The organism is Deinococcus budaensis, assembly GCF_014201885.1.
GTDB lineage: Bacteria > Deinococcota > Deinococci > Deinococcales > Deinococcaceae > Deinococcus > Deinococcus budaensis.
In genome coordinates this window covers 270,103-282,325 of record NZ_JACHFN010000002.1, presented here as the reverse complement: position 1 = coordinate 282,325, position 12,223 = coordinate 270,103, and the positions used below count along the sequence as shown (strand labels likewise).

Below are 12,223 nucleotides of genomic sequence, written 5' to 3'. Positions count from 1 at the left end.
GGCGGCTTCAAGGCTGGCTCCTGGCCTGCCTCAGCGCCTGCCCCAGCCGGTCCGCCGCGACCAGCAGCACGTCCCACACGCCGGAAAAGGGCGGCGCGTAGGCCAGATCCAGTTCGAAAAGGTCCTGCGCGTGGCCGCGCCGGTGCAGCAGGGCGGCGACCACGTCCACCCGCTTGACGCTGCCCGGCTGGCCGACAAGCTGCACGCCCAGCAGGCGCCCGCTGGCGCGCTCGGCAGTCAGGCGCACGTGGATGGGCGCGGCGTCTTTGTAGTACCCGGCGTGGTCGGTGCTCTCCACGTCCACGCTGAGGGCGTCCAGCCCCAGCTCCCCCGCCTCCGCCTGGGTCAGCCCGCTGCGGGCCACGCCCAGGCCGAACGTCTTGAAGATCGCGGTGCCCACCACGCCCGGAAAACGTGCGTCGCCGCCTGCCATGTTCACCCCGGCGACCCGGCCCATGCGGTTGGCGGTCAGGCCCAGCGGGAGGTGGACCTTGCGGCGGGTGACGCGGTGGGTGCTTTCCGTGTTGTCGCCCGCCGCGTAGACGCCCTCCACCCGCGTCTCCTGCCGGGCGTTCACGGCGACGGCACCCGTTTGGCCCAGGGCCGCTCCGGCCGCCTGCGCCAGCTCCGTGTTGGGCTGCACCCCGACCGCCACGATCACCACGTCGGCGCGCAGCGGGCCGCTGCCAGTCTGGACCTCGGTCACCCGCCCGCCCCGGCTGCCCAGGCCCTCGACGGCCGTCCCGCAGCGCACCTCCACGCCGCCGCGCTCGACCTCGGCGCGGACCCGGCGCTGGTACTCGCGGTCGAGCATCCGGCCCGCGACCTCGGGGGCCTGTTCGAGCAGGGTCACTTCCAGGCCGCGCGAGCGCAGCGCCTCGGCCATCTCCAGGCCGATGTTGCCGCCCCCCACGATGCAGGCCCGCCGCGCGCCTCTCAGGCTGGCCTGGATGGCCCGCCCATCGGGGAGGTCGCGCAGCACATGCACCCCGCCGAGGTCGGTCTGCGCCCACTCGGGGCGGACGGCGCGGACCCCGGTGGCGATCAGCAGGCGGTCGTAGGGTTCGGTGACCGTGCGGCCCGCGGCCCGGCCCTGCACGGTGACGGTGCGCGCCGCCGCGTCCACCCCGGTGACCTCGTGGCGAAGCCGCACGCCGATGCCCCGGCCCCGCAGCTGGGCGGGGGTGCGGGCGATCAGGTCCTCGAAGCGCTCCACGTCACCGCCGATCACGTAGGGCAGGCCGCAGGCGCCGTAGCTGACCTCGCTCCCGCGCTCGAACACGGTGACCTGCGCGCCGGGATCGTGCCGCCGCGCCCGGCTCGCCGCGCTCATGCCCGCCGCCACCCCGCCCACCACCACGATCCGCATGGGGTCAGGGTACGCCGCCGCGCCAGATGCTCTAGCCTGGAGCGGTGACGTCCAAGAGCACCGCCTTGCGGCGCGGCCGCCCGCACCTGGGTCTCTCACGGCTGGCGCGGCCGCTGCTGGTCCTGAGCGCCCTGGCCTCCGCGCCTCCCGTCCGCGCCGCCCCCGGCGAGACCCGTGTGCCGCCCGATCCCCTGGTGCTGGTGGGCGTGGCGCCGCCGCTGCAACCGGGGCAGGCAGGCGCCGGGGAGGGCGGCGTCGTGGCGGTGCGCGGCCGCTACAGCTCGCAGGTGCGCCTGCTCGACGCGGTCACGGGCGAGGCCCGCCGCGCCGTGCTGCTGCCCCCCGAGGTGCGCCTCGACGTGCCGCCCGCCCTCAGCGCCGACGGCCGCTGGCTGGCGGTGGCCCTGACCCCCGATCCGCTCACCCGGGCCGGGCGGGTGGGCGTGCTGAGCACCTTTCAGCCTGCGCCCGCCGGGTTTCAGAAGCTGCTGGTGGCGGGGGGCCTCAGCGGTACCCTGAACCTGGCCTTCAGCCCCGACGGGACCCGGCTGGCGGCGGGCAACCGGGGCGGCTACGCGCAGCTGTGGGACTGGGCGGGCGTGCGGCGCGTGACCACCGTGACCAGCCAGAGCGGCTACGAACCCGCCCGGCTGGAGTTCAGCCCCGACAGCCGCCTCTTTGCGCCCCTCTTCCGCGCCCAGACGAAGACCCGGCTCTTCGACGCCCTGACGGGCGAGCTGCGCGCCACCTTGAACGGCGTGGGCTACGGCACCTTCACCCCCGACAGCCGGGGCCTGCTCGCCTCGCGCGGACGGCTGGTGCGCCTGACCGACGGCCGTGAGCTGCCCCCGCCCGCCTACCTCGCGGGGACGGGCGGCGTGATCGGGTTCAGCGCCGACGGGACCCGGGTGCTGGTGCGCCGCAGCGGCGTGGACGCCCAGGGCCGCGAGTGGCTGGAGCTGCGCGAGGTCGCCTCGGGCCGCACCCTGGGCGCCTTGACCCGCGTGTGGGACGGCTGGCCGGAAGCCCTCAGCCCCGACGGCACCACCCTGATCGGAGGCGACGGCGAGGGCGGCCTGCGGCTGTTGCCGCTCGCGCCGAGGTAGGACAGCGGGAAGCGGGCACCCGGGAAACTCCAGGCGCCCCGGGTTCCCAAGCCTCTAGCCCGCCCGCCGAATTTGCCCCCGCCCGGCGCCTACCATGCACCCATGACCGACCTGCCCCACCGCGCTGCCCCCGGCGATCCTGGCCGTGACGCCCACCTGCCCCTCAACCGCGCGCGCCTGATCGCGCCGGGACCGGTCGAGGTCGAACCGCGCGTGCTGCTGGAACTGGCCCGCCCGCAGCCGCACCACCGCTCGCCGGAAGGGATCGAGGCGCTCGCGCAGGCCCGGGCCAAGCTCACGAGGCTGCTGGGCGCCCCCTACGACGCGGTGATCACCACCAGCAGCGGCACCGGGGCGTTCGAGGGCGCGCTGGTGAGCCTGACGCCCGAGGGGGGGAAAGTGGTCAACGCCCAGGCGGGCAAGTTCAGCGAGCGCTGGGGGGAGATGGCGCAGCGGCTGGGGTACGGCACCACGCTCGTCGCGCGGCCCTGGGGCGAGCTGCTGGACCCGCAGGAGGTGGCCGACGCCTGCGTGGGCGCCCACACCCTGCTGGTGACCCACAGCGAGACGAGCACCGGAGCACTGCACGACCTCGCCGCGATCACGCGGGCAGCGAAAGCGCAGAACCCGGGGCTGATCGTGATCGCCGACTGCATCACCTCCTACGGGGTGGCCGAGCTGCGGCCCGCCGAGTGGGGGGTGGACGTGGTCGTCAGCGGCAGCCAGAAGGGAACGGCCACCCCACCGGGCCTGGGCTTCGTCCTGTTCAGCCCGGAGGTGCAGGCGCGGCTGCTTCCCGCGACCGGGCGCGGCTTTTACCTCGACCTGACCCGGGAACTCAAGGGCCAGCAGGCCGGGAACACGCCCCAGACGCCCGCCATCAACCTGATCTTTGCGCTGTCGCTGGCGCTCGACCGCCTGCTGTCGGTGCCGCTGGAGGTGCTGTGGGCCGAGAAGCGGCGGCAGGCCGACGCCCTGATCGCCGCCGGAACGGCGCTGGGTGCCCCGGCCTGGGCCGCGCGGACCACGCCCGCCGTCGCGGTGCTGCGCCCCCCCGCGCCCCTGACCGGGCGGCAGGTCGCCTCGCGCCTCGCGGAGATGGGCCAGCGGGCGCTGCCCGGCCAGGCCCCGTTTGAAGACACCGTCTTCCGCGTCTCGACCCTGGGCTACGCCGACCGCTACGACGCGCTGGGCATCGCGGGCATTCTGGAGAACTGCTTTACGGACCTCGGCGTGCCTTTTCGGCGCGGCGCGGCCGTGTCGGCGGCCTGGCAGGCGCTGGCCCCGCAGGGGCAGGCGACGGGCGTGGGCTGAGGCCAAAAGCGAACGGCAGACCGCCGCAGGACCGGGGAGGGGGCCTCTCTTCCCGGCTCTGCGGCGGTCTGCGGCCACTCAGGGCCGGGCAGTGCGGCGGCGGCGGTCAGTCCAGCGCTTCGATTCCGGCGTCCCGGACGCGGGCCTTGACCTGCTGGGCGCCTTCGCCCGTTACGCGCATCACGAAACGGCGCCGGGGTTGCCCGCCCTGGTCGCTGTGACCGTAGGTCGCCACGCTGATGATGTTGCTGGGCTGCGCGGCGTTCGCGGCGCGGGCCAGGCTGCCGGGGGTGTCGGGCATGTCCAGCGTGAGGCGGGTGCCGCCTTCTTTCATACCCATGATGTCCACAAAGGCGCGCAGCACGTCGGTGATGGTGATGATCCCGGTCATCTGCCCGGCGGCGTTGAGCACCGGCAGGCCGCCCACGCCGTGCTCCTGCATCCGCAGGGCGGCGTCTTCCATATACTCGCTGTCCTGCGCCGTGATCACGGGCCGCGCCATCATCTCGGAGACGGTCAGCTTGCTCAGCAGGTAGTTCAGCTCCCAGACGCTCAGGGTGGTCGCCTTGCTGGGCATCGCGTCTTTGAGGTCCTTGCGGGTCGTGATGCCGATCAACCGGCCCTGTTCGACCACCGGCAGGCGGCGAAAGCCCCGTTCCTTGAGGATTTTCAGGGCGTCCATCACCGGGGTGTCGGGCGTGACGGTGATCGGGTCCGGGGTCATCCAGTCGCTGACGAGCATGGCTCAGCTTACCTTTCTTCGGGGGGCAGGAGGGGCGGCGGGCCTGCTTCCCGGATGACGCCCGTCTGACGGCCCATGTGAGTGGGCGGCGGCGAACTTCATTCCGCTCAGAAAGGTGCGTGCTAGCGTGCTCGCCATGAAGATGAACGCCAAGGCGCTCGCCCCCGCCGCCATCGTGGCCGCATTCGGCCTCGGGGCACTCGCTCCCCACGCGCAGACCACCCCCCAGAAGGTCGGCTTCGTGAACGTGCAAAAGCTGCTCTCGGCGCATCCCAACGACAAAGACCTCCAGGCCATCCAGAAAAAGGCCAACGACGAACTCGGCGCCCTCGACAAGCAGATCAAGGCCATCGATGCCAAGGGGGCCTCGGCCAGCGCCGCCGAGAAGCAAAACCGCGCCACCCTGGTCTCCACCATCCAGGCCAAGGCCAAGGCCTACGACGACCAGATGAAGCCCAAGGTCGCCGCCGTCGAAAAGGCCGTGGACCTCGCCGTCAACACGGTCGCCAAGCAAAACGGCTACAGCATCGTGATGGACAGCAACGTCGCGGCGGGCAGCAGCCTGGTGATCTTTGCCGAGAACGGCACCGACCTGACCGACGCGGCCCTCAAGGCCCTCAAGCCCTGATCCCTCTCCCCCCGGGAGGCTCCTGGGTCTCCAGCCTCCGCCCCGTGCGGGGGCTTTTGCTTGAGAGGCCTGCCTTTGCTCGGGGGGCTGGTTGCCAGCGCGGCCTGCCGAAGAATCTGCCCGAAAGGACCCTGACATGAAATACGCCCTTCTCCTCCTTCCGCTCGCGCTGCTGAGCACCGTTCCGCAGGCGCAGAAGTCGCGCAGCCGTGTGGGCTTCGTGGACGTGCAGCAGGCGGTCGCCGCCATGCCCGGCAGCAGCGCCTACCTCACCCTCAGCAAGCGGGTCGATGCCGACCTCCAGGCCAAGCGGACCAACATTCAGCGGCTCAGTGCCCAGGCGGCCCGCACCCGCAGCACTGCCGACCGCGCCGCCCTTCAGCGGGCGCAGCAGAGCTTCCTGAGTGCCCAGCAGGGTTACCAGGGACGGCTGGCGACCGCCTTCAAGCCGCTGGCCTCGCGCCTGAACACGACTGTCGCCAATGTGGCGCGCGGCAGCGGCTTCACGGTCGTCCTCGACCGCCGGGTCGCCGCCCAGTCGGGCCTGGTCGTGTATGCCAATATCGGCGCCACTGACCTGACGCCCGCCGTGGTCCGGGCACTCAAGAAGTAAGCCGCACCAGCGCGGCAGCAGCCCACCGCAGCGGCCTACCCTCATGCCGGGGGTGGGCCGCTGCTACGCTCTGCCCCATGACTGGAGACGAGAAGGACGGCGCGGCGGGTAGCTCGGGGGCCAGTTCCGCACGCGAGCAGATTTTCGGTGCCCAGGAGGACCGGATTCTGGAGCGGCTGGCGAGCCTTGACCCTGACCTGATGGGCTACGTGCGCGACTTCGCCTACGACACGGTCTACGAGCGGCCCGGCCTGGACCTGAAAACCAAGGAACTCGTCGCCTGCGCGCTGCTGACCTCGCTGGGCAGCCCCACCGAACTGCGGACCCACCTGCGCGGCGCGCTGCGGGCGGGCGCGACCGAGCAGGAGGTCCGCGAAACGCTGCTGCTGTGCGTGCCCTACCTGGGGTTTCCCCGGGCGGTCGCGGCCTTTGCTCAGCTTCAGGCGTTGCTCGACCGGCGGCTGTCCGCAACGGAAAAGGCCCCCGCCCGCGAGGGGTAGGGGGCCAAAACAGGCAACGGTCAGAAGGTCGTCTTGATCCCGATGCGGGCCTTGAAGACGGTGCCGGGACGGACGAAGCGGCTGCTGACGTCGTTGTAATTCGCCTCACCCGAACGGAAGGTGTCGGTGTTGCCGTCGGCGTCCCTGGTGGTGATGGACGAGCCGAAGAACTGGTCGACCCCCAGGTCGCCCACCAGGCTCAGGTTGCCGGAGACGGGGTAGCTGAGCATGACCCCGGCGCCGAGGCCGAATGCACTGCTGGTGTAGACCAGCGGCTGCTCGTTGAACACCTCCGTGGAGCGGAACATGCCGTAGCGCCCACCCGCATAGAGGGTGGAGCTGAGGCCCGGGCTGAGCTGGCCGAGGTTGTAGGTGCCGTCCAGGCTGAAGACGGTGCGGGAGCCGGACTCGGAAGCGTCGCCGTCCGCCTTGGCCTGTCCGAAGGTGTAGGTGGTCGGGAAAAAGAGACCGGTCGGGTCCACCGGGCTGGCGTCGTTGATCGCGTCCGCCGCGCGGGTGTAGGACACCCCTGCCTTGACGCCCACCGGCCCGGCGACGTTGGGCACGTGCACGAACAGCTCACCGCTGAGGCCGCCCGCGTAGCCGCCGGTCAGGCCGAGTTCGACGCCGCTCAGGCCCGTGCCGATGGGCGTGGCGGGAATGGTGTTCACGCTCTGGGCGCCCGCCGTGGCAAGGGCGGCGCTGAGGGTCAGGGCAAGAATCTTTTTCATATCGCCTCAAAGCCTGACCCGGCAAGATGAGTGGGCAACCTCATGAGAGTCACGGCGGCTTTATGAACTGGGCAGCTCATCGTCAGCCACAGATGTGAGAACGGCGTCATGGCGGCGCGGCCACGGGTGGACCGCAGATGGAAATTTGCCTGACCTGCTAAACTTGGACCCGGTTTAATTTGCCCCACCGGGCGTGCGCCGCGCTTTCTGGGGCGGATCGCCACCATTTGGCCGCGCCCGCCCGCCCTATTCTGGAGGACCCATGAAGATCCTGACCCTAGTTCGCCAAGTGCCCGACGCGGAGGCCCGCGTCAAGATCAGTGCCCAGCAGGTCGACCTCGAAGGCACCACGCTCGTGATCGACGGAATGGACGAGTACGGGGTGGAGGAGGCCCTGCGCCTGCGCGAGAGCGGCGCGCCCGTCGAGGAAATTGTCGCCCTGGCGGTCGGCCCCAAGCGGGTCGAGGACGCGCTGCGGACTGCCCTGGCGATGGGCGTGGACCGCGCGATCCACGTGGAGACCGACGAGAAACTCGATCCCATCGCCCTGAGCCGCGTGGTGGCCCAGATCGCGGGGCAAGAAGGCGCGGGTCTGGTGCTGGTCGGCGGACAGGAGGCCGACTGGGACAGCCAGGCGCTGGGGGCCGCGACCGCCGAGCGGCTGGGCTGGCCGCAGCTCACCTGGACCAACGAACTGAAGGTCGAGGAGGGCAGCCTCACCGGGCGCCACGACGTGGACGACGGCAACGAGAGCTTCCGCGCGGCCCTGCCCGCCGTGGTGACCACCCAGCAGGGCCTCAACGAGCCGCGCTACCCGACCCTGCCCAACATCATGAAGGCCAAGAAAAAAGAACTGCGCAAGGAGACACTGGACACCTACGGCGTGCAGCCCACCGTGCGCGTGGTGAACGCCGAGATCCAGACCCGCGCCCGCCTGAACCGGATGATCGACGGCAAGGACCCGCAGGCCGCCGCCGCCGAACTGCTCGACCTCCTGCGTAACGAAGCGAAGGTGCTCGCATGATCCTGATCGTCGCCGAACACGCGGGCGGCAAGCTCGCCAAGTCCACCCTGGAAATGGTCACTGCGGCCCGCGAGTCGGGCCGCGAGGGGCCGGTCACCGTGCTCGTGCTGGGGCAGGGGGTGGCGGAAGTCGCCAGCGCCGCCGCGGCGGTCGCGGATCAGGTGCTGGTCGCCGACCTGCCGCAGCTCGCGCAGTACAGCGCCGAGGTCTGGGCCGCCGCCGCCGCGCAGATCGCGCAGGAAGGCGAGGCCCACACCGTCCTGATCGGCGGCAGCCGCTCGGGCCGCGAGTACGCGCCGCGCGTGGCGGTCAAGCTGGACGCCCCCTACCTCGAAGACGCGATCCGGCTGTCCGTGAGCGGCAGCGCCCTCCAGGCCCAGCGCTACACCTACCTCGCCCGCGTGACCGAGACGGTGGAGGCCCAGGCCCCCGTGACTGTCGTGACGGTCAAGCCGGGGGCCTTTGCTCCAGCGGCGGCGAGCGGCGAGGCCGGGGAGCAGTACGACGTGGAACTGGAACTCCCGACCCCGCGCGTCGAGGTGACCGGCCGCAGCGTCGAGAAGTCCAGCCGCGTGGCCCTGACCGAGGCCGACGTGATCGTGTCGGGCGGGCGCGGCGTGGGCAGCCCCGAGAACTTCGCGGCCTACGTGGAAGGCCTGGCCGACCGCATCGGTGCCGGGGTGGGCGCGACCCGCGCGGTCGTGGACGCGGGGTGGCGGCCCTACGCCGAGCAGGTCGGGCAGACCGGCAAGACCGTGCAGCCCAAGGCCTACGTGGCGCTGGGCGTCAGCGGCGCCGTGCAGCACCTGTCCGGCATGGGCAAGAGCAAGTTCATCGTCGCCATCAACAAGGACGCCGAGGCCCCCATCTTCAAGGTCGCGGACTACGGCATCGTGGGGGACGTCAACCAGATCGTGCCCGCCCTGATCGAGGCGGCCAGGAAGTAAAGCGGGTGCCCAGGCCCGGGGCCGCTCGCGCCTGGCCCGCGCTGCTGCTCGCCGGGGTGCTGGGGTCGTGCGCCCCGGCCCTCTTGCCCGCCGCGCCCGTGGGGGACGAGGGTGATCCCGTCGCGCTGGTCAAGCGGCTGGGCTGGGGCAGCCCGGAGGCCTTCGAGGCGGCGCGGCCCCTGCTGGCCCCCCGTTGGCCCGCCCTGGACTGGGCGGGCAACGGGTGCAGCGCTCCCCGGGGCCTGGGCCTGAGCTACCGGGACGACTTTGCCCCGGCCTGCGCGGTGCACGACTTCGCCTACCACAACCTGCGGGTGCTGGAACCCACCGCCGCGAACCGCCGCGCCAGCGACGACGCCTTTGGGGTCAACCTGCGGGCCATCTGTGCCCGCAAGGCCCTGGTCGCGCGGCCCGCTTGCCTCTCGGCGGCAGCGGCCTACCTCGCGGCCGTGCGGCTGCGCGGACACACCCGCTTCGCGCCGGGGACCTAGACCGTTCCGGTCGGCGCCGCTCAATGGCCTTCCCATTCCCCTGGGAGGGCCATGTTCCTGGCGCGGCGCGGCCGTGTAGACTCCGGGGGCACCGACAATTTCCCTCCGGCACTGTTCCCTTTTTGGGAGGCCCCATGAACCGACGGCCCGCCGCCCTGCTGACGCTCGCCCTCGCCGCCTGTGGAGCGGCGCCCCCGGTCCCCCCCTCCGCCCCCGCCCCCTCTGCCAGTCTGACCGCCTCCTACGCGGCTCGCCCCGAGCTTCAAGACGCGGACAGTCAGGCGGTCCTGGCCCGTTACGGGGACGCCCCCGGCCTGCTTGCGGCGCTTCAGGAGGCCTACGGGGAGCGCCCGGCGGACCACTCGCGCCCCCAGGTGCCGGCGCTGACCGGCCTTGACCTCGCCAGCGACCGGCTGGCCTACGTCAAGCGCACCGGCTGGGGCAGCGTGGCGAACTACACCGCCCAGTACGGTGCCTACGCCGGCACTGCCTTGCCCTACAGCGGCCTGGACTGGACCCGCGACGGATGCAGCGCCCCCGACGGCGTGGGCCTGGGCTACCGCGAGGATTTCCGGCCCGCCTGCAACGTCCACGATTTCGGCTACCGCAACCTCAAGGTCTATGAGCGCACGGCCGCCAACCGCCTCGCCACCGACGACGCCTTTTACGCCAACATGAAGGCGATCTGCGCCGCCAAGGGCTGGTACGCCCGCCCGGCTTGCTACAGCGCCGCCTACGCCTACTACCAGGGGGTGCGGATCGGCGGGGGCAGCAGCTTCTAGAGCGCGGCAGGAGCCGGGCTGCGTCAGTCCAGTTCCAGAATCGCGGGATGCGCCAGCCCCGCCGCCTTGGCGGCCCGCCAGGCCCCCCGCGCGTCCCCCCGCCCGACCCCGGCCATGAACTGCGGGTCGCGGGCCAGGGTGGTGAGCACCCAGAAGTCGCCCCAGACCTCCAGGCCCCACTCGGCGCGCATCGCCCTCGCGGCGGCGGCCCACACCGGCTCGGAGAGGTGTTCCAGCGGCGCGATGAAGTGCAGTTCGCCGTCGGTGCCGGGGGTGCGGGCGACCTCGCGCCGGTAGCTCTCGCGCTCGCGGCGGGTCATCTGCTCCCACGCGCCGGCCTCGCAGTAGCGGGCGGGCAGGGCGCTGAAGGTGTCGCGGCAGCGGGTGGGGCGCACGGCGTACTGGGTGCAGCCGCCGCTCCTGGGGTCGAGCAGCGGGCAAAACCCCACCTCGCGGCGGTGGCGCTCCACGTAGGTCTCGTCGTCGGGGGCGGTGCGGGCGTTGTGCAGGACCCGGCGGGCGTGCGCGGCGACGGCGGCGGCCTGCGCGGCGTCCAGCGCCCCGGCGGTCAGCAGCGCCTCGGCCAGGCTGACCCGGATGGGCATGTTGCAACACGCGAAACACCCCGCCCCGCAAAACACCCGCCCGCCGCGTTCCTGGTAACGGGCGGTCCAGGCGGCCGCCCGGCGGGCGTAGGCGGCGTACCCGCGCTCGACCGGACCGGTCACCCGCGCGTGCGGGTCGCAGGAAGGCCGGGGGGTGGGGGGGAGCGGGCGTGTCACCCGCGTAACGTAGCGCGGCTATACTGACCGGAACGTGTTCCGACGCCCCCGTCCGCAGTCCCCGGCCCCGTCCGGGCCTGATCCCCGTCCGTCCGCTGCCCTCCCGGTGGAGGACCAGCCCTCCGATTCTGCCCAGGTGCTCGCGGACCTGCTGGCCCGGCCCAACACGCGGGGGGTTCTGGAAGCCGCCCTGGCCCATGCCTGCGGCCTGCTGGGAGGCGAGGCGCGCGGGTACGCCGTGCTGCGCCGGGCGGCCCAGGACCGGGGAGGGCCGGACCGGGTGGCGGCCGCCTCCGGCTATCCCAAGAGCCTGGTGGGCACCCTGCTGGCCGGGCCGTGGAGCGGCACGCGCCCGCGCCTGCTGGAGGCGGGCAGCCGCGAGGTGTACGCGCTCAACCCGCCCGAGGTGCAGGCGGCGCTCGACGAGGCGGGGCTGCGCGACGCGGCCGTGACGCTGGTCGTGCCGCTGCTGGACCGGGGGCGCAGCCTGGGGGTGCTGGTGCTCGACCGGACCCGTGGCAGTGTCACGCCGGAGCAGCAGGAGGCCGCCGCGCGCTGGGCCGGGGCCGTCGCGCCGCTGCTGGGCGTGTTCGAGTCGCGCGACGAGTGGCGCCAGACCGCCCGGCATATCGCGGCGGCGGTGGTCGAGGCGGTGGAGAGCCAGGAGTTCGACGCGCTGGGCCACGGCCAGGCGGTCGCGGACACGGCGGTGCGGCTGGGCCGGGCGCTGGGGCTGTCGGGCCGCGAGCTGGAGGAGCTGTGGTACGCCGGAGCGCTGCACGACCTGGGCAAGATCCACGGCGAGACCGGGCACGCCGAGGTGGGGGCGAACTTCCTGCACAGCGTGCCGCACCTCGCGCAGGCGCAAAAAGCGATCCGCCACCACCACGAGCGCTGGGACGGGGCGGGGCAGCCGGGCGGCCTGGAAGGCGAGAGCATTCCGCTGTACGCGCGCATTCTGGCGGTCGCCAACGCCTCGGTGCGGCTGGGCGACCCCGAACGGGTGCAGGCGGAAGCTGGCCGGAGCCTCGACGCGCGGCTGGTCGAGCTGCTGCTGAAGTTGCCCCCCGAACCGGCCCCTGTGGGCGAGGCGGCGGGCGGACCGGGCGCGGCGCGGGCGAGTGCCGATTGAGGCGCGGCGTTTCCCGCCCGCCTCCGGTCCGGCTCCCGGTCCGCCCGGCAACGCGGCCCCCG

At 72.8% G+C, this 12,223-nt stretch carries 14 protein-coding genes; 10 read left to right on the top strand and 4 right to left on the bottom strand.

Annotated elements, in window-relative coordinates:
• Nucleotides 1–7: 7 nt before the first annotated feature.
• Nucleotides 8–1,369, bottom strand: a complete 1,362-nt coding sequence (locus HNQ09_RS04170) for an FAD-dependent oxidoreductase (protein WP_184025841.1) — start codon at nucleotides 1,367–1,369, stop codon at nucleotides 8–10.
• A 44-nt stretch (nucleotides 1,370–1,413) separates the two neighbouring features.
• Between HNQ09_RS04170 and HNQ09_RS04165 the strand changes: the two genes are divergently transcribed.
• Entirely contained in the window at nucleotides 1,414–2,475 is a 1,062-nt protein-coding gene (locus HNQ09_RS04165; RefSeq protein ID WP_343057605.1) for a WD40 repeat domain-containing protein, read from the top strand.
• Nucleotides 2,476–2,577: 102 nt separating this feature from the next.
• Nucleotides 2,578–3,789, top strand: a complete 1,212-nt coding sequence (locus HNQ09_RS04160) for a pyridoxal-phosphate-dependent aminotransferase family protein (protein WP_184025838.1) — start codon at nucleotides 2,578–2,580, stop codon at nucleotides 3,787–3,789.
• Nucleotides 3,790–3,895: 106 nt separating this feature from the next.
• Here the strand turns inward: HNQ09_RS04160 and HNQ09_RS04155 are convergent, their stop codons facing one another.
• Nucleotides 3,896–4,531, bottom strand: a complete 636-nt coding sequence (locus HNQ09_RS04155; RefSeq protein ID WP_184025835.1) for a CBS and ACT domain-containing protein — start codon at nucleotides 4,529–4,531, stop codon at nucleotides 3,896–3,898.
• A gap of 136 nt (nucleotides 4,532–4,667) precedes the next feature.
• Between HNQ09_RS04155 and HNQ09_RS04150 the strand changes: the two genes are divergently transcribed.
• From HNQ09_RS04150 to HNQ09_RS04140, 3 genes are all read left to right on the top strand, one after another.
• Nucleotides 4,668–5,159: an OmpH family outer membrane protein gene (locus HNQ09_RS04150; protein WP_184025832.1), complete on the top strand. Its 492-nt coding sequence runs from the start codon at nucleotides 4,668–4,670 to the stop codon at nucleotides 5,157–5,159.
• Between the two features lie 136 nt (nucleotides 5,160–5,295).
• Nucleotides 5,296–5,772 carry an OmpH family outer membrane protein gene (locus HNQ09_RS04145; RefSeq protein WP_184025829.1) on the top strand — a complete coding sequence of 159 codons (477 nt, stop codon included), beginning with the start codon at nucleotides 5,296–5,298 and terminating at the stop codon, nucleotides 5,770–5,772.
• Between the two features lie 77 nt (nucleotides 5,773–5,849).
• Nucleotides 5,850–6,272: a carboxymuconolactone decarboxylase family protein gene (locus HNQ09_RS04140; protein WP_184025826.1), complete on the top strand. Its 423-nt coding sequence runs from the start codon at nucleotides 5,850–5,852 to the stop codon at nucleotides 6,270–6,272.
• 20 nt (nucleotides 6,273–6,292) lie between these two features.
• On the opposite strand, the gene HNQ09_RS04135 is transcribed toward HNQ09_RS04140, so the two are convergent.
• Complete coding sequence (locus HNQ09_RS04135) at nucleotides 6,293–7,003, bottom strand: hypothetical protein (protein WP_184025825.1); 711 nt, start codon at nucleotides 7,001–7,003, stop codon at nucleotides 6,293–6,295.
• 262 nt (nucleotides 7,004–7,265) lie between these two features.
• On the opposite strand from HNQ09_RS04135, the gene HNQ09_RS04130 reads away from it, so the two are divergent.
• The 4 genes from HNQ09_RS04130 to HNQ09_RS04115 all read left to right on the top strand — a co-directional run bounded on the left by HNQ09_RS04130 (nucleotide 7,266) and on the right by HNQ09_RS04115 (nucleotide 10,247).
• On the top strand, nucleotides 7,266–8,027 hold the full coding sequence (locus HNQ09_RS04130) for an electron transfer flavoprotein subunit beta/FixA family protein (RefSeq protein WP_184025822.1): 762 nt from the start codon (nucleotides 7,266–7,268) through the stop codon (nucleotides 8,025–8,027).
• Nucleotides 8,024–8,974: an electron transfer flavoprotein subunit alpha/FixB family protein gene (locus HNQ09_RS04125; RefSeq protein WP_184025819.1), complete on the top strand. Its 951-nt coding sequence runs from the start codon at nucleotides 8,024–8,026 to the stop codon at nucleotides 8,972–8,974. Before HNQ09_RS04130 ends, HNQ09_RS04125 begins: the two co-directional genes overlap by 4 nt.
• Before the next feature lie 5 nt (nucleotides 8,975–8,979).
• Nucleotides 8,980–9,465: a phospholipase A2 gene (locus HNQ09_RS04120; protein ID WP_184025816.1), complete on the top strand. Its 486-nt coding sequence runs from the start codon at nucleotides 8,980–8,982 to the stop codon at nucleotides 9,463–9,465.
• Between the two features lie 134 nt (nucleotides 9,466–9,599).
• Complete coding sequence (locus HNQ09_RS04115) at nucleotides 9,600–10,247, top strand: phospholipase A2 (RefSeq protein ID WP_184025814.1); 648 nt, start codon at nucleotides 9,600–9,602, stop codon at nucleotides 10,245–10,247.
• Between the two features lie 23 nt (nucleotides 10,248–10,270).
• Here HNQ09_RS04115 and HNQ09_RS04110 read toward each other — a convergent pair whose 3' ends face one another.
• Nucleotides 10,271–11,029, bottom strand: a complete 759-nt coding sequence (locus HNQ09_RS04110) for a YkgJ family cysteine cluster protein (protein ID WP_343057604.1) — start codon at nucleotides 11,027–11,029, stop codon at nucleotides 10,271–10,273.
• Nucleotides 11,030–11,063: 34 nt separating this feature from the next.
• On the opposite strand from HNQ09_RS04110, the gene HNQ09_RS04105 reads away from it, so the two are divergent.
• Nucleotides 11,064–12,161: an HD domain-containing phosphohydrolase gene (locus HNQ09_RS04105; RefSeq protein WP_184025812.1), complete on the top strand. Its 1,098-nt coding sequence runs from the start codon at nucleotides 11,064–11,066 to the stop codon at nucleotides 12,159–12,161.
• The last annotated feature ends 62 nt before the right edge of the window (nucleotides 12,162–12,223 follow it).